Source organism: Streptomyces sp. NPDC006393 (assembly GCF_040628575.1).
Taxonomy (GTDB): Bacteria; Actinomycetota; Actinomycetes; order Streptomycetales; family Streptomycetaceae; genus Streptomyces.
On sequence record NZ_JBEXZD010000087.1, the window covers coordinates 20,393 to 36,018 of the forward strand.

12 protein-coding genes and 1 pseudogene are annotated in these 15,626 nt (G+C 70.7%); 10 read left to right on the forward strand and 3 right to left on the reverse strand.

From position 1 onward, the window contains the following. The first annotated feature begins 41 nt into the window (after nucleotides 1-41). The 6 genes and pseudogenes from ABZ484_RS28360 to ABZ484_RS28385 all read left to right on the forward strand — a co-directional run bounded on the left by ABZ484_RS28360 (nucleotide 42) and on the right by ABZ484_RS28385 (nucleotide 3,462). On the forward strand, nucleotides 42-539 hold the full coding sequence (locus tag ABZ484_RS28360) for a hypothetical protein (protein WP_358868765.1): 498 nt from the start codon (nucleotides 42-44) through the stop codon (nucleotides 537-539). A gap of 61 nt (nucleotides 540-600) precedes the next feature. Beyond that, entirely contained in the window at nucleotides 601-1,113 is a 513-nt protein-coding gene (locus ABZ484_RS28365) for a hypothetical protein (RefSeq protein WP_358868766.1), read from the forward strand. Between the two features lie 134 nt (nucleotides 1,114-1,247). Next, the gene (locus ABZ484_RS28370) at nucleotides 1,248-1,871 is read left to right on the forward strand and encodes a hypothetical protein (RefSeq protein WP_358868767.1); all 624 of its coding nucleotides are present in this window, start codon (nucleotides 1,248-1,250) and stop codon (nucleotides 1,869-1,871) included. A gap of 42 nt (nucleotides 1,872-1,913) precedes the next feature. Next, nucleotides 1,914-2,285, forward strand: a pseudogene (locus ABZ484_RS28375) (transposase family protein); the annotation flags it as partial. Nucleotides 2,286-2,438: 153 nt separating this feature from the next. After that, nucleotides 2,439-2,852 (forward strand): hypothetical protein, encoded by a 414-nt coding sequence (locus ABZ484_RS28380; protein WP_358868768.1) that lies wholly within the window; start codon nucleotides 2,439-2,441, stop codon nucleotides 2,850-2,852. Nucleotides 2,853-2,958: 106 nt separating this feature from the next. Then, on the forward strand, nucleotides 2,959-3,462 hold the full coding sequence (locus tag ABZ484_RS28385; protein WP_358868769.1) for a hypothetical protein: 504 nt from the start codon (nucleotides 2,959-2,961) through the stop codon (nucleotides 3,460-3,462). Nucleotides 3,463-3,489: 27 nt separating this feature from the next. Here ABZ484_RS28385 and ABZ484_RS28390 read toward each other — a convergent pair whose 3' ends face one another. Genes ABZ484_RS28390 through eccB form a run of 3 tightly spaced genes read right to left on the reverse strand, consistent with a single transcriptional unit; the run spans nucleotide 3,490 to nucleotide 7,026 of the window. Then, a complete protein-coding gene (locus tag ABZ484_RS28390) occupies nucleotides 3,490-4,092 on the reverse strand; it encodes a hypothetical protein (protein ID WP_358868770.1) in 603 nt (200 codons plus the stop codon). Between the two features lie 5 nt (nucleotides 4,093-4,097). Continuing rightward, complete coding sequence (gene mycP, locus ABZ484_RS28395; RefSeq protein WP_358868771.1) at nucleotides 4,098-5,462, reverse strand: type VII secretion-associated serine protease mycosin; 1,365 nt, start codon at nucleotides 5,460-5,462, stop codon at nucleotides 4,098-4,100. A gap of 19 nt (nucleotides 5,463-5,481) precedes the next feature. Continuing rightward, the gene (eccB, locus tag ABZ484_RS28400) at nucleotides 5,482-7,026 is read right to left on the reverse strand and encodes a type VII secretion protein EccB (protein ID WP_358868772.1); all 1,545 of its coding nucleotides are present in this window, start codon (nucleotides 7,024-7,026) and stop codon (nucleotides 5,482-5,484) included. Nucleotides 7,027-7,241: 215 nt separating this feature from the next. Between eccB and eccE the strand changes: the two genes are divergently transcribed. The 4 genes from eccE (at nucleotide 7,242) to ABZ484_RS28420 (ending at nucleotide 15,444) form a co-directional block, all read left to right on the forward strand. Beyond that, nucleotides 7,242-8,624 (forward strand): type VII secretion protein EccE, encoded by a 1,383-nt coding sequence (gene eccE / locus ABZ484_RS28405; protein WP_358868773.1) that lies wholly within the window; start codon nucleotides 7,242-7,244, stop codon nucleotides 8,622-8,624. 62 nt (nucleotides 8,625-8,686) lie between these two features. Further along, nucleotides 8,687-9,472, forward strand: coding sequence for a hypothetical protein (locus ABZ484_RS28410; protein WP_358868778.1), 786 nt, complete (start codon nucleotides 8,687-8,689; stop codon nucleotides 9,470-9,472). 393 nt (nucleotides 9,473-9,865) lie between these two features. Next, entirely contained in the window at nucleotides 9,866-13,156 is a 3,291-nt protein-coding gene (locus ABZ484_RS28415; protein WP_358868774.1) for an SCO5717 family growth-regulating ATPase, read from the forward strand. Nucleotides 13,157-13,530: 374 nt separating this feature from the next. Next, nucleotides 13,531-15,444 carry an ABC transporter substrate-binding protein gene (locus tag ABZ484_RS28420; protein ID WP_358868775.1) on the forward strand — a complete coding sequence of 638 codons (1,914 nt, stop codon included), beginning with the start codon at nucleotides 13,531-13,533 and terminating at the stop codon, nucleotides 15,442-15,444. The last annotated feature ends 182 nt before the right edge of the window (nucleotides 15,445-15,626 follow it).

A 15,626-nucleotide genomic window follows, 5' to 3' on the forward strand; every position in this document is an offset into this window, starting at 1 on the left:
GCCACCCCTGTAGTTGCGCCATCGCAGGAAGGAAGTCTCCAATGCCGTCGACGGTGCCGATCCCGATCGAGTTCGATCTGCCGGAAGGCTGGCGAGCCGTACCTCCCGACGCGATCGAGGTGCCGGGCACGTCGTTCGTCGCGTTCCATCCGCCGTCGGACGCCGGCTTCACCGCGAACATCACGATCGACGGTGAATACCGGCCCGACGCGGCAACGCTGCCTGAGATCGCCGACGAGTCGGTGGCTCGCATGGACCAGGCCCTCACGCCGGTCATGGTCACCGACCGCTGTGAAACGGGCTCCGCGGATGCCCCGGGCTTCACACAGACCCTGTCGTTCACGGCCGTCGTCGGTGGGAAGAGCCGCGACCTCGTCCAGTCGCAGGTATACCTCTCCCTGCTGGACGTGGATAATCCGCACAAGCGGGTGGTGATCCGGCTGGTTCTCACCTCCACCGAGTTCCAGCATCCCGCTGTCCTGGACGACTTCAGGGACCTCCTGCGCACTGTCCGCCCGGACGACGGTGCGACGCCATAACGGATACCAGCGGATTTGGCGCGCCTTGTGCCGACGACCGCATCCTTCGTAGGTTGCCCCTATGGGACTCTTCGACAAATTGACCGGTACGCAGCACCCACCGTTGGGGGTTTCGCCAGTCCCGGGCGAGGAGCTGCGAGCAGCCCTGCTCGACCTGAATCAGCCCGACGTTCCGTTCGTCGTCCGTTACGGCGGCGGGGAGCAGTGTGACCTGCTGGCGGAGTGGAGGTTGACGGACCCCGCCTGGCAGCAGGTCTTCGTCCAGTCCCAGATCAGTCATACTGTGCGGATCCGGATGCGGCTGGTCCACAAGGACCACGAGGTGCGCGTGCTTGAGGAGCAGTGGCAGGTCTCGCGGGTAGGGACTCCGACGAGGCTCGAGGTGTCCTCGGAGTACACACGTGGGCCGAGCCGAACTGTCAGCCGCGAGTGGACCTTCGGTCGTGGGGAGAGCGGTCGCCTCGAAGCGACGGAGACCTTCCGCTTCGACAGCGCGCAGCTGCGCGATCCGCTGCGGAACACCGTCCTCACGTCCGGCTGGACCTGGCGGGGAGTAGTCTTCGGCAAGCTGTGAAGTCGACCACCGCACGCCCCCTGCTGCGTGGTCACAGCGAGGTGCAGTGGTCTAAGGGCTGGTCCGTAACTGGCGGCGCCTCCATACCCAATCCGGGATGGAGCTCTGTCAGTGGCTGGTGACAGGCTTACGGAGTGCTGATCAAGGGATACGACGACGGGCCGCTGGTCGCGGGCGAGTCACTGCTGGCCCGCCCGGGCTTCTGGTCGAACTACCTCATGGCGATCTGCGGTGATGGGATGAGTGCTGTGCGTCCCGTTCCGGAGTGGTTCGGCGACGACGGCGCCGATACCGATGCCTTGTCCGAGACCCTCTTCGATCCCGAACGCTGGCCAGTGTTCCGCGTACCGGCTGCAGACGGTCCCGGAGCCGTGGTCATCTACCGCAACCTGGTCGGCGACTACGGCATCGACTACCTCCTCACCCACCCAGGCCGGAGCTACGCCAAGCAGATCGCCAGCTGGGAAGGAGACCTTTCGGGGACCGGGCTGACGTGGCCCGAACTGGTCCGCATCGCCGACAACCCGTCCCCTGCGGCCGAAGGCGTCGAGGACACGGCTGCCCGCCTTCTATTGATCCTTCCCCTTCTTGACGACTTGGACCTGCCAGAGGCGGCGTCGGCAAGGCTCAGTGCCGCCCTGACTACGGTGGGGGCGCCGCGAGACACGGTCGCCAACACTGCGGGGCACTTGCTTCCCCACCTGATGAAAAGATCGTGGCACGATCCCACATGGGGTTCGCCGCTCAGCGGCAGCTAGTGGATGAGCCCGATCCGCCAGCTCTGATGAGACGATCACGGTGTGGCTGGTGTGATCACGGCGTCTGAGCCTTCCTGGATGGCCCCGTTCACCGAGCTGGGTTCGCGGCAGTTCGGCAAGCTGGTGACCGGGTTGCGGGGCGAGGGCGTGGATCCGGTTCGTAAGGGCCGGCCATGGAGCCTGCCGCTGGAAGATCGGGCAATGCTGGTTGCGGCGTACTGGCGCACTAACTTGACGCTGCGACAGCTCGTACCGCTCTTCGGGCTGTCGAAGTCTATGGCGGACCGCATCATCGATCGTCTCGGTCCGTTGCTCGCGCTTCAGCCCCGCAAGAGGTTCGCCAAGGACGCTGTGCTCATCGCGTACGGCACCCTGGTTCCCACCCGCGACCACGCCGTTGCCGCTCAGTCGAAGACATCTCATGTCGCTGGTAGGTCAAGTAGGTGCTCAGACGGCAAGGTCCAGGGCCGCTGGGAAAGCGCGATCGGGGTCATAATGCGTGCGGCGCCGTAGGCAGTGGTAGAGGCAGCCGAGAAGCTTGTTGAACAGGTTCCTGAGAGCTGCGGTGTGGCGTTCACCGCCGGCTCGTCGTCGGTCATAGTGGGCGCGTGGAGCCGGGGTGCGGAGGGCAGTGAAGGCCCGCATGTGCCCGGCCGCGGCCAGTCGCTGGTCTTGACGGTTCGGGCCACCACGACGTGGCTTCGGCCGGACGCCCACGTAACGGGGGCCGCGCCGGCGTACCAAGACGCCGAAGGCAGCGCCAAGGACGGCACCGGTGCCCAGATGGGTGCGAATTGGGAAAACGGCCAGGACAACAACATGAAGTACACGCGAAGCGCGGCTGCCGCCGCAGCCCAGGCCCACCACCTCTCTCACCCCAGGGATGTGGCCACCTGGGCTGAAGATGAGTCGTCCAAGGGATATTCGGCAGCAGGCAACTACATGGAGCGGGTCGCGCCGGAGCTGGTGACAGACATCTGAGTATGCGCGGGGCGGGAATGGCCAGTGCAACGGCGATTCCTCCTACCGGACCATTCATCCGAACCGAATGAGAGGCCTTCAGTTGATCCACCGACGATCTGTCGGCGTGTCCCTGACGTTCGCAGCGCTCGGCGCACTCGTCGTCGGCTGCTCCGGAACGTCCGAAGCCAAGGAGTACGAGGTGCCGAAGAGCCTCTGCGGCGTCTCCGTCGATCCCAAGGTGCTCGGACAACTGCTGCCCCCGGGCAAAGACATCGATCTTCAGGAGAAGAACCCCGTCCCCAGCAGGAAGCGCTGTCAGGTCAATGTCGACGACAAGATCGCGTTGATGGCCAGTCAAGAACGGTGGGAGGACACGGACAGCCTCGTCGACGTCGCCGATGCCCACCCGAAACTCGACGCAGCAAAGCCGACGGGCAGTGGCGTCTACCTTTCTTCGGGCACTGGCGCAGTGGGACGTGTGACGAACTGCGCCAGCCCGGACCATGCCGAGCACACGCTCTATGCGGTGATCGAGGTCTACGCGAAGGACGTCGACGACGCAGCCGCCGTGAAGAAGCTGATCACTGCCTACACCGGTGCCCTGGAAGGCGGAAAGGGCTGCAGGTGACGCTGATCGGCGGGAGCGCGGCGGTGCTCAGCACTCCCCCGCCCGGCTGGACACCGCATACGTGTACTCCGGCATCGTCACCTTCGCCGCGTCCCCCGGCAGGCCCGGGGCGACTGATTCCACGTCGTCCGTGTGTGCGCGGGTGACGTGCATGCAGAAGGCCTTGGCGGCTCCGCCGGCCGTGATGCGGTAGGTCGCCTCGGTGGCCGTCGTCGGGCCGGTGAGGGAGGCGTCCACGCCGTACTGGGGGGCGTCGCCGCCGCCGTGTTCGATGATCTCGTCCTCCAGCTTCGTGGCGTACTCGCCGTCGAAGTCGGCCGGTGCCGTGCCGTCGTCATACGGGTCGCCGTATTCGAAGCTGCCGTTCAGGTCCCGTGTGGCTCCCTTCACCGCGCTCGTGAGCTCGGCGTCGCTCCAGGAGCCGTTGTCGGCCACGGCGAGGCTGTGGAAGCCCGTGTAGACGCCCAGTACGGCCATGACAAGCAGCAGGATGCGGGCGACGACGAAGGAGGAGTCCGTGACTTCGGGGGCCGACGGGTTGATCGAGGTGCGCCAGGCACGTACTCGGGAGGCCTTGACGCAGGCCATCGCCACCAGGACGGCGGACAGAATGAAGCTGGTGGTCGCCATCGCCGTCATGAGGCACCGCCCGCCCGCCCGTGGCGGCGGCGGGCGTCGCGGACCGCGACCGCTGTGCCGCCCAGGCCCGCCACGGTGACCAGGCCGCCGACGACGACGTAGGTGCCGAGGCGGGTGTCGCGTTGTTCGGGGGTTTCGCCGAAGTGGAGAGGGGGGACGGAGGGGGCCTCGGCCCGGGTCACGCCGCCTTCGGGGTGGGGGGACTGGACCGGGTGGGCCGGGTCGACGTCGGTCAGGGCCTTGACCGGGTCGACCACGCCCCAGCCGACCAGGCGGTCGTGGCCGGGGATGGAGCGTTCCGCGGTCTGTTCGATCTGGGCGACGATCTCGCGGGCCGTCCACTTCGGGTACTTGGCCTTCAGGAGGGCGGCCACCCCGGCGACGTAGGGAGCCGAGAAGCTCGTGCCGTTGTCGGAGCAGTGGCCGCCGCCGGGAACCGTGGAGATCATGTCGACGCCGGGGGCCGCCACGCCCACGAAGTCTCCGGACTGGGAGAAGGAGGCGCGCTCGTTGTTGCGGTCCGAGGCCGCCACGGCGAGGACGCCCGTGTAGGACGCCGGGTAGGTGATCTTGACGTTGCCGCCCAGGCCGTCGTTGCCGGCCGAGGCGACGACCACCACCTGATGGGCGAGGGCGTCGTCGACCGCCTGTTCCAGCCTGGAGTCGGGCCGCACGGCGTTCGCCGTGTCCTGGGAGATGTTGATGACGTCGGCGCCCACGTCGACCGCGTGCTTGATGGCCTGCGCGAGGGTCTCGGCCGTGCCGTCGCCCTCCGCGTCGTTCTGTTTGATCGGGATGATCGTGGCGTCGGGCGCCAGACCCACGAAGCCGGTGCCCTTGGCGGGGCGGGCCGCGATGATGCCGGCGACGCGCGTGCCGTGGCCGACGGTGTCCGTGGTGCCGTGAGGATTGCCGCGGTCGATCTTCTCGCCCTTGGCGTTCTTGGTCGGCAGGTTGTTCATGCCCTTCGAGGCGTCCACCGCGTGCCGTAGTTGGGGGTTCTTGACGTCGACTCCCGTGTCGATGACCGCGACCCGGACGCCCTTGCCCGTGGACTGGGCCCACAGTTCGTCGAGGTTGACGCGTTGCAGTGCCCAGGGGCGGCCCGTGTACGGCTTGGCCGGGAACGTGCACTGGCCGTCGTCCGCGTGGGCGGCCGTCGCGGGCAGGGCGATGGCCGAGGTCGTCGCCGTGAGGGCGGTGGCGGCCGTGATCAGAGCTGCCCTTCGGGCCGCCTTGCCCGCCCTTCGGGCCGCCCTGCCCGCGCTTCGGGCCGCCGTGCCCGCCTTGCCTGCCGTACCTGCCGTGTGCAGCGCCTTGCGGGGTTCCCGCCGTTTGCGGGGCGTGCTTGCCTTCGACATCAGTTCGTCTCCTCTGCCGCTACGAGCCCTGCGGCTGGCGGGCCGCCGCCTCCGAGAGGCGCGGGCCGGTCGGCAGGAACGTCGACCACTCGATGGGCACGGGAGTGGGATTCACCTGGGCGTAGCCGAGCCGGGTCTGGGCGATCCGCGCCTCGTTGAGCTCCGACTGGCGCTGCTGGGCGGAGGTGCCGATGCCCTTGTCGTCGGTGGCGCTGTCGCTGTTGGACTGCAGGGCGTAGCGCAGGCCCGTGTCGGTGACCAGGAAGACGCCGCCCGCGTTCGTCTCCTGGCCCTGGAACTGGCGGAAGAGCAGGCCTGAGCCGGCGGTGACGTAGGCGCTGGAGGAACCGGTGGGCAGTTGTGCGGGGAAGTCGGTGCCCGCCCAGGTGGACAGTGTCGTCGCGCCGCCCTTGGCGCCGACCGAGCGCAGGACGTTGCAGACCGTGTTGCGGCCGGCGGTGGCGCTGGTGCCGTCGTTCACCGTTCGCGGCTTGTACGTCGGCCAGGTCTCGTCCGCCTTGAACGTGGTGCTGTCGGTGACCGCGCCGGGGCTGACCTGCTGGGCCTCGCCGGCCTGGCCCACCGCGACCAGGGCGCGGCTGTTGAGCAGCAGGGTGGCGGTGAACTCCGAGATGCGGGCGACGTGGCCGCGCAGCACCACGTAGTACTGCATGCGCCGGCCGTCGTAGGCCTTGATGACCATGCCGACCTTGTCGTAGCGGTCGTACTGCTGGAGGCCGCTGAAGGCGCCCGCCTTGGCGCCGGGTGTGCCGTAGCTCGCGGGGATGGTGGGGATGGCGATGCGGTCGCCCGCGTGGAGGGTGTCCAGCCATTCCTGGGAGACGCGCTGCGGGGCGCGGCCCTGGGTGTCGAGGGCCTTGAGGAGTTCCTTGTCGGCCGGGTCGGCCAGTTGGTACCGGTAGCCGCGCGCGTCGACGACGTACTGGCTCTTGCCGTCGGGGCCGACGACGTACATCAGGTCGCCGCCCTTGAGCCGGGCGCTGCCCTCGGTCCTGGACCATTCCTTCCGGGCGAGGACGAACGCCGCCTTCTGGATGGCCCGGCCGCCGGCGCCGGGGCGTTCGCAGACCGCCCAGCGCTTGGCGGTCTCGGCCTCCTGCGGGGAGGGCAGGCGGTCGGGTGCGTAGGGGATGCCGATGGTGGCGCCGTGCGGAGGCTTGCCGCTGTCGAGGACCTTCTCGTCGACCGTGATGACGCTGTCCTTCTCGGGGGCGAGGAGGAGTTTGGCGGACGCCATGTTCAACACCGGGTGCAGCTGGGTCTGTTTGCCCGTCTTGAGCACGACGTACCGGGTCGTGGAGTCGCTGGCGACGATGACGTGCTCCCCCGGTGTGTCCCAGCCCTTGGGCGCGGTCGGGCTGAACAGGCCGATGCCGCCGAACACCGCGAGGACCACGACGCCGACGACGACTCCGGGCACCACGGCGCCCAGCGGCTTGGGCGCACCCTCCTCCGAGCCCGACGGCGAGGGCCGGAGGAAGGACGCGAGCATGCGGCGCTTCGCGAAGGTGTAGGCGTTGAGTTCGTCCCGCCGTGATGCCATCTGTTTTCGCTCTCTCCCCGTGCAGAGCTGTGAAGGGGTTGTGGAGAATGCGCGCGCTCCGTGCCCCGCCCCTTGGCTGCCTCTGGTGCCACGACTGTCAGCACCGGCCCCTACTATGCCTGTTGTGGGGCGCTGCCCGTGGCACGGGTAGGGTGCAGGGGCCCGGAAGGGGCCGTGCACGAGAGTTTTCGGGAGAGTTCGGGGGTTTTGCAGTGATGGCTTCCGCAACACGGGCCCGGTCGCGATCGCAATCGGGATCACGATCGAGTGACGGGAGGCGGTCGGGCTCGCGCGCTCCCCGCTCCGCCGGGCCGTCCGGGGCGCGTTCGCACGGTCCCGTCGCGCCCTCCGGTACGCGGCCGTCCGGCTCCCAGGGTCCCTTCGCACCGCATCCGACCTCGCGCTCGGGGCGTGGCGGTTCCTTCGTGCGGCAGCGGCTGGTGCTGCTGGAGCTGGCCGCCGCCCTGGTGCTCTGCGGCTGGGTGGTCGGCCCGTTCGCGCTGGTGCCGTCGGCCGTGGTCGCCGCCGCCCTCGTGGCGCTCGCCTTCGTACGCCGCCGGGGGCGTTCGCTTCCTGAGTGGCTGGGCACCGTGCTCGCGCTGCGGGCGCGCAGGCGGCGGGCGGCGAGCACTCCGGTGCCGCCGGGCACCGAGTCCGGTTTCGCGCCGGCCTTCGAGTGCGACCCCAGTCTGCGGACGTATTCCTACGGTGGCCGGGACCGGCGGCCGGTCGGGATGGTCGGGGACGGGACCTTCGTCAGTGCCGTGGTGCAGGTGGAGGCCGATGTCACCGCCCTGCGGGCGGAGCGGGGGCGGCAGCCGCTGCCCGTCGGGCTGGTGCGGGACGCGCTGGAGGTGGACGGGATACGGCTGGAGTCGGCACAGGTGGTGCTGCACACCCAGCCGGCGCCCGCGCTGCATCTTCCGCAGCACTCGGTGGCCGTGACCAACTACGCGCCGTTGCAGGAGCAGACCGGCGCCCCCGCGGTGCGGATCACCTGGATCGCGCTGAAGCTCAACCCGGAGCTGTGCCAGGAGGCGGTGGACGCGCGGGGCGGCGGGCTGGTCGGGGCGCAGAAGTGCCTCGTGCGCGTGGCCGATCACCTCGCGAGCCGGCTGACCGGCGCCGGGTTCCGTACGACCGTGCTCAACGAGGAGGAGCTGACCGCCGCCATCGCCACCTCCGCGTGCGCCAACCCGCTGGTGACGGCGGAGGCCGGACGCACCGAGACGCGGGAGCGGCGGACCGAGGAGTCCGGGCGCAGCTGGCGCTGCGACAACCGCCGACACACCACGTACTGGGTGCGGCGCTGGCCGCAACTCGGTGGCCGTGGGCCGTCGTTGCCGCAGCTCGTGGCAGCCGTCACCAGCGTGCCGGCGCTGGCCACCACGTTCAGTCTCACGCTCTCGCCCGGGGAGCGGCAGGCGACGGCGCTGTGCGGGCATGTGCGGGTGACCGGGCGCAGTGACGACGAACTGGTGGCGGCGCGGCGCGCCCTGGAGGACGCCGCGCGGCAGGCGGGCGTGGGGCTCGCCCGCCTCGACCGGGAGCAGGTTCCCGGCATGCTCGCCACGCTGCCCCTGGGAGGCGCCCGGTGAGTTACAGGACCTCCACGACCTCCATGAGCCCGGCGAGCCCCAGCGGCCCCGCGAACAGCCCGATGAACCCCGTGAACCCCGTGAACCCGCAGGCGCCCGGTGCGCCGGATCCCACTTCGGCCTCCGTCGCCGAGCGGGTGCGCGGGCGGCTGCGCGCCGGTCTCGGGCTGATCGGTCCGCGGCACGGACGGCACGCGCTGTCGGCGGAGCAGGTGGACGCGCTCGCGCTGCCCATCGGCGACGACGGTGTCGTCATCGGCGTGGACCCGGAGGGACAGCCCGCAGTGCTGGGGCTGAACCGGCCCACGGCGTACGACGTCGTGCTCATCGGCAGTCTGTGGACGGCGCAGGTCCTGGCCCTGCGCGCGGCGGCCACCGGGGCGCGCGTGGCCGTGGAGACGGGCCGGGCGCAGGCCTGGATGCAGATGGTGCACGCCATGGGCGGCGGGCAGAACGGCCTGGCGGTGTACGAGGTGGGCCGGGTACCCCCGCAGGGCGCGTCGGCCGGCACGCCGGTGCTGGTGGTGCGCGACTGCGGCATGCGCCCACCCCGGGGCCGGGTGGTCTCGGGTCCCTGGCAGTCGGTGGTGACGCTGCTGCCGTACCTGAGTCCGGTCGCCCCCCGGCTGATACGGCAGGCGCGGCTGGTCGGCGTGCAGCGGATCTCGCCGGACGAGGCGGCCGAGCTGGGCCGCACGATGGCGCTGCCGCGCACGGACGTCGAGGCCCTGCCGACGCTGCCCGACGGCGTCACGCTGTGGTGCGGCGACCGGGACCGGCAGTATGTGATGACCCAACCCACCGACGCCGAGATCGGATTGCTGGGTACGCCGCGTCGTATGGACTGAACCGGACTGAACCGGACTGGACGGACCGAACGGACTGAACGGACTGAACCGGTAATCCGCTGACCGACATTGGGGGATGCTGACCGGTTTGGCCGGTTGTCTGTGCGCGTCGGTGGGTGAGTTGGGACCGGGCCGGGGTGATATGGACGGTCACCGAGCGCCGGACGGGCCTGCCATGAGCCTGCCCGTGGTGATTAGGCTGGGACCGGGCGTCGCATCAGAACCCGCGGCTGGGCCGTCGGCGCTCCGGGGGAGGACCGGGCGGACCACACGGCCGGACGGGCCGGAACGGTTCCGGTCCGGTCGCCGTACGACCGCTCGCGACCGATCCCGTACGACACGAACGGTCGCCCCAGCACGGCATGAGGGTGCTCGACCACACCAGGAGGAACTGTGAACAGCGATCGGGACGGGATCCGCGGGGGCTGGGCCACACCCGGCGATGACCAGTCCGACGCGGAGTCCGCCATCGAGACGACGGGCGAGTTCACCATCGACTACGCGCCACCCGCCTGGTACACGCAGAACGCGTCGAGCCCGGCCGGCGAGGGGCCGCAGACCCCGGCACCGGCCCCGGCGACGCCCGCTGCCCCCGTGCCGCCTCCGCCGGTCGGTCCCCCGGTCGAGCTTCCGGGTCCGCCGCCGAGCAGCGGCTTCCAGTCCTCCTGGGCGCCCACGCCCGCACCCGCCGCCGCCCCTGTGGCGCCGGAGGCGGAGGACGCGGCCGGGAACGGCGACGTCGTCAGCGGTGCCACGATGCGTATCTCCGCGGCCGCTCTCAAGCGGGAGTTCGCGGAACGCGACGCGGCGCAGCAGGCTGCCGCGCGCGACGGGGAGGCCGAGGAGGGTGCGGCGGAGCACGAGGGCCGAGCTGGTGCGGAGGCGCCGGCTTCCGGAGCGTCCGACGCCGGCACCGAGAGCGCGGAGGACGGGACGCGCCCGGAGAGTGCGGAGGGCCCGGACAGCTCAGAGGACGCCTCGGCGGGGGCTGGTGAGGAGCGCGCCGACGGCGACTTCGGGGCTGAGCCCGCTTCGATGGCGGGTGCCGTTGCCGATGCCGATGCCGTTGCCGATACGGAAACGGAAGCGGCTACAGGCGTCGACACGGACGGCGATTCCGACGCCGGCACCGATTCCGACGCCGGCTCCGGCTCCGGCTCCGGCTCCGGCTCCGGTGCGGCCGACTCCGATTCCAGCTCCGAGTCCGGCACCGACGTGCCGGAACCCGTGACCACCTCGGCCGATCCGGCCACCGGCATGGACGCCGACACCGGCGCCGAAGGCGACACCGAAGGCGACCTCGAGGGCGGTGCCCCGGAGGCGGCCGGCCGGCCCACCGACGACGTGCAGGACGCCGTTCCTCGGACGACCCTGCCCGCCGACACCACCGCAGGCGGCGACGTCCAGGACGTTCCGCCTGCCTGGGCTCCCCCGCCGGCGCCCCAGGACACGGTTCCGCCGCTGCCGCCGTCGTACCAGCCCGCCGCCCCCGCTGCCGCGGCCCAGTGGCCCGCACAGCCCCAGCCGCCGGCGCCCCAGCAGGACCCCCGGCAGGCCCAGCAGCCGATGCCGCCCCAGCAGCCGCCCTTCCAGCCGCAGGCGCCGCAGCCCGCCCCCGCCGCCTGGAACGCGGCCGGGGCACCTCAGCAGGGTGACGTGCCCACTCCCCCACCGCCTCCGGCCGGTTACGGCTTCCCGCAGCCGACTCCGCCCGGCCCGACGCCGCCCGGCCCGGCGGCGCAGGGCGGCGGCTACGGCTTCCCGCAGAGCGGTCAGCCCGGCCCCGGCCCCGGCCCCGCCGCTCAGGCTCAGGCTCAGGGTGGTTACGGCTTCCCGCAGCCCGGCGGTTACGGCTTCCCGCAGCCGCCCGCACAGCCCGGGCAACCCCCGCAGCCTCCACAGCCCGGACAGCCGCAGGCCCACCCCGCACAGCCCGCCCAGCCGGGTCAGCCGCAGCCCGAGACGGCGCACCCCCCGGCCGGCGCCCCTCAGGGCACCCCCCAGCCAGGGCAGCCGCAGAACTCCGTACCGCAGCCTCCGCAGCAGCCCGTCGATCCGCGGGCCGGTGCCGCGTGGCCGCAGCCCATACAGCACGACCAGCGGCAGCCGACCAACCCCGGGGCCGCACCGCTCGGTTACACGGCGGCGGTCGAGCTGTCGTCCGACCGGCTGCTGAACAACAAGAGGCAGAAGGCCCGCAGCTCCCGACCGGCCGCGGCCGGCTCCCGTTTCCGTATCGGCGCCAAGAAGGAGGAGGCCGAGCGGCAACGGAAGCTGGACCTGATCCGGACGCCGGTGCTGTCGTGCTACCGGATCGCGGTGATCAGCCTCAAGGGCGGTGTCGGCAAGACGACCACCACCACCGCGCTGGGCTCCACGCTCGCCACCGAGCGGCAGGACAAGATCCTCGCGATCGACGCCAACCCGGACGCCGGTACGCTCGGCCGCCGAGTGCGCCGGGAGACCGGGGCCACCATCCGTGACCTCGTGCAGGCGATCCCGTATCTCAACTCCTACATGGACATCCGGCGGTTCACCTCCCAGGCGCCGTCCGGTCTGGAGATCATCGCCAACGACGTCGACCCGGCGGTGTCCACGACGTTCAACGACGAGGACTACCGCCGCGCGATCGACGTGCTGGGCAACCAGTACCCGATCATCCTCACCGACTCCGGCACCGGTCTGCTCTACAGCGCGATGCGCGGCGTACTGGACCTCGCCGACCAGCTCATCATCATCTCCACGCCGTCCGTGGACGGTGCCTCCAGCGCCAGTACGACGCTGGACTGGCTGTCCGCGCACGGCTACGCCGACCTCGTCGCCCGTTCCCTCACCGTGATCTCGGGGGTGCGCGAGACCGGCAAGATGATCAAGGTGGAGGACATCGTCGCCCACTTCGAGACGCGCTGCCGGGGTGTCGTCGTGGTGCCCTTCGACGAGCACCTGGCCGCCGGTGCCGAGGTCAACCTCGACATGATGCGGCCGAAGGTGCGCGAGGCGTACTTCAACCTCGCGGCGATGGTCGCGGAGGACTTCGTCCGCCACCAGCAGTCGCACGGGCTGTGGACGTCCGACGGCAACCCGCCCCCGGTCGCGGCCCCGCCGCTGCCGGGCCAGCCCTTCCCGGGACAGCCGGGTCAGCCGTTCCCCGGACAGCCCGGCCAGCCGCAGCCCTACGCCGCCCAGCCCCACCCGGGACAGCCGTACCCAGGGCAGCCGCAGCAGCCGTATCCCGGACAGCCGGGCCAGCCAGGACAGCCGGCTCCGGGTCAGCCCGCTCCGGGTCAGTACGCCCCACAACAGCCCGGACACCCCGGACAGCCGCAGCCGTACCCACAGCAGCCCGGACAGCCCGGACAGCCGCAGCCGTACCCGCAGCAGCCCGGACAGCCCGGACAGCCGCAGCCGTACCCGCAGCAGCCTGGACAGCCCGGTCATCCGTACCCGCCGCAGGCAGGGCAGCCCGGACAGCCCGGTCAGCCGGTCCCGGGCCAGCCCCCCGCCCCGGGCGCCCAGCCGGGCCAGCCGGGCCAGCCGGGCCAGTTCGCACCCCAGCAGCAGCCCGGCCAGCCGTACGCCCCCCACCCCCACCCCGGCCACCCGCAGGCTCCGCAGCCCCCGCACCCGCCACAGGGTCAGCCGGGCCAGACTCCGCCCCCTCCCCCGCCCGCACCCCAGCAGTGACCCGGCGGCCTCTCGCAGGCCGCCGCGAACCCACTCACCCCTCCCCGAGGCCCGCGCCGTTCACGAGACGGCGCGGGCCTTCGCGCGTTCGCAGACAGAACCGGCGGAAATCCGGCGCCACGCCCTCACCAGGGAGGCGTCAGAGGTCTCCACCAATGTGGGCGATAGAGCGTCTCATTTGTTATTTCCGCAGGCCACATGGGGTTTGACATACCGTTGACGCGCGCAGACTGCCGCTGATAGACACTCAATCCATTCCGCCGGTGTCAACCGATCAAGCTCACACAAGCACGTTCAAGCCTGTTCACAACTGTTCAAGCCGCCCCGCGCGGGGCCACACCTCCGCGCGTGCGATGACGCGAGGTCACCGAGCCATGAACACACAAGATCAGCACGGCAGAGGACGCACAGGCCCCCGCCCGAGGAGGGCACGGCTTCTCGCCGCCACGGGCGCCGCCGCGCTCGTCCTCGCGTCCGGGCTCGCGACCCCGGCGGCCTCGGCCGCGCCGCAGGCCCGGGCGGCGCAGGGCGCCCAGGCCCAGGCCGCCGCGAAGGCCCAGAAGGACGACAAGAGCGGCGGCAAGGTCCTCACCGTCGCCGTCGCCCAGAGCGTCGACTCGCTCAGCCCGTTCCTGGCGGTACGGCTGCTCAGCACCAGCATCAACCGGCTGATGTACGAGTACCTGACCAACTACGACCCCAAGGACGCCCACGCCGTTCCGGCGCTCGCGACCAAGTGGGAGTCGTCGCCGGACAAGCTGACCTGGACCTACACGATCCGCGCCAACACCAAGTGGTCGGACGGGCAGCCGGTCACCGCCGAGGACGCGGCGTGGACGTTCAACAAGATGATGACCGACGAGGGCGCCGCCACCGCCAACGGCAGCTTCGTCGGCAACTTCGAGAAGGTCACCGCGCCCAGCCCCACCCAGCTGGTGATCAAGCTCAAGAAGCCGCAGGCCACGATGACGGCGCTGGACGTGCCGATCGTGCCCAAGCACGTGTGGGAGAAGGTCACCGACTTCTCCAAGTTCAACAACGACAAGACCTTCCCGATCGTCGGGAACGGCCCGTTCGTCCTCACCGACTACAAGCCGGACAGCTATGTGCGGCTGAAGGCCAACAAGGACTTCTGGCGGGGCGCGCCCAAGTTCGACGAGCTGGTCTTCCGGTACTACAAGGACCAGGACGCCGCCGTCGCCGCGCTGCGCAAGGGCGAGGTGTCCTTCGTCGCCGGCTCGCCCTCGCTGACGCCGGCGCAGGCAGCCTCCCTCAAGGGCGACAAGAACATCCACGTCAACGAGGGGCCCGGCCGCCGCTTCTACGCGCTGGCCACCAACCCGGGCGCGCAGGCCAAGAACGGCCAGAAGTTCGGTGACGGTGACCCGTCCCTGCTCGACGAGCGGGTGCGGCACGCCCTGTTCATGGCGGTGGACCGCAAGGCGATCGTCGACAAGGTCTTCCAGGGCCACGCGGTCGAGGGCCAGGGCTACATCCCGCCGCGCTTCTCGACGTACTTCTGGAAGCCGTCGGCCGGGCAGGAACTGGCGTACGACCCGGCGAAGGCCGGGCAGCTGCTCGACGAGGCGGGGTACAAGAAGAACTCCGACGGCAAGCGCGTCGGCAAGGACGGCAAGCCGCTGAACTACCGGGTCCTGTGCCACGCCACCGACCCCAATGACAAGGCGGTCGGCAAGTACCTCCAGGAGTGGTGGGGCAAGCTGGGCATCGGGGTCACCCTGAACTGCCTGGACAACGTGACCGACCCGTGGCTGGCGGGCAAGTACGACCTGGCCTTCGACGGCTGGTCCGTCAACCCCGACCCGGACTTCGTGCTCTCCATCCACACCTGCGACGCCCGCCCGCAGACCCCGAAGGACACCGGCGCCACCGACAACTTCATCTGCGACAAGACGTACGACGACCTGTACGCCAAGCAGCTGGCCGAGTACGACCCCGCCAAACGGGCGGACCTGGTCAAGCAGATGGAGTCGCGGCTGTACGACCTGGGGTACATGAACGTCATGGCCTATCCGAACGCGGTGGAGGCCTACCGCACGGACCAGATCAAGTCGATCACCACCATGCCGTCGTCGGCGGGCAACATCTACGGGCAGGACGGCTACTGGAGCTGGTGGTCCGCCGTTCCGGCGGACTCCGGGGACTCCTCGGACGGTTCGTCGTCGACGGGTGTCGTGATCGGGATCGTCGCGGGTGTCGTCGTGCTCGTGGGCCTCGCCGTGCTCTTCACGGTGCGCCGCCGGGCCACGGCAGAAGACCGCGAATAGGTGCAGGTATCCATCCATGACCGCTGAAGCAACACCCTCGCTGGTCGAGGACGCGGCCGCCGCCGGCCCGGCGACAACAGCCGGAACAGCGACAGCTACAGCGAGCGCGGGCAGCACCACCTTCCAGCAGAGCCCCGAGACGCTCGTCGGCGCCGGCTGGAACGTCTACGACCGGATCGAGG

Coding starts and splice junctions, on each gene's coding strand:
- ABZ484_RS28360 (WP_358868765.1), top strand. CDS start 42: ATGCCGTCGACGGTGCCGATCCCGATCGAGTTCGATCTGCCGGAAGGC.
- ABZ484_RS28365 (WP_358868766.1), top strand. CDS start 601: ATGGGACTCTTCGACAAATTGACCGGTACGCAGCACCCACCGTTGGGG.
- ABZ484_RS28390 (WP_358868770.1), bottom strand. CDS start 4,092: ATGGCGACCACCAGCTTCATTCTGTCCGCCGTCCTGGTGGCGATGGCC.
- mycP (WP_358868771.1), bottom strand. CDS start 5,462: ATGTCGAAGGCAAGCACGCCCCGCAAACGGCGGGAACCCCGCAAGGCG.
- eccB (WP_358868772.1), bottom strand. CDS start 7,026: ATGGCATCACGGCGGGACGAACTCAACGCCTACACCTTCGCGAAGCGC.
- eccE (WP_358868773.1), top strand. CDS start 7,242: ATGGCTTCCGCAACACGGGCCCGGTCGCGATCGCAATCGGGATCACGA.
- ABZ484_RS28410 (WP_358868778.1), top strand. CDS start 8,687: ATGAACCCCGTGAACCCCGTGAACCCGCAGGCGCCCGGTGCGCCGGAT.
- ABZ484_RS28420 (WP_358868775.1), top strand. CDS start 13,531: ATGAACACACAAGATCAGCACGGCAGAGGACGCACAGGCCCCCGCCCG.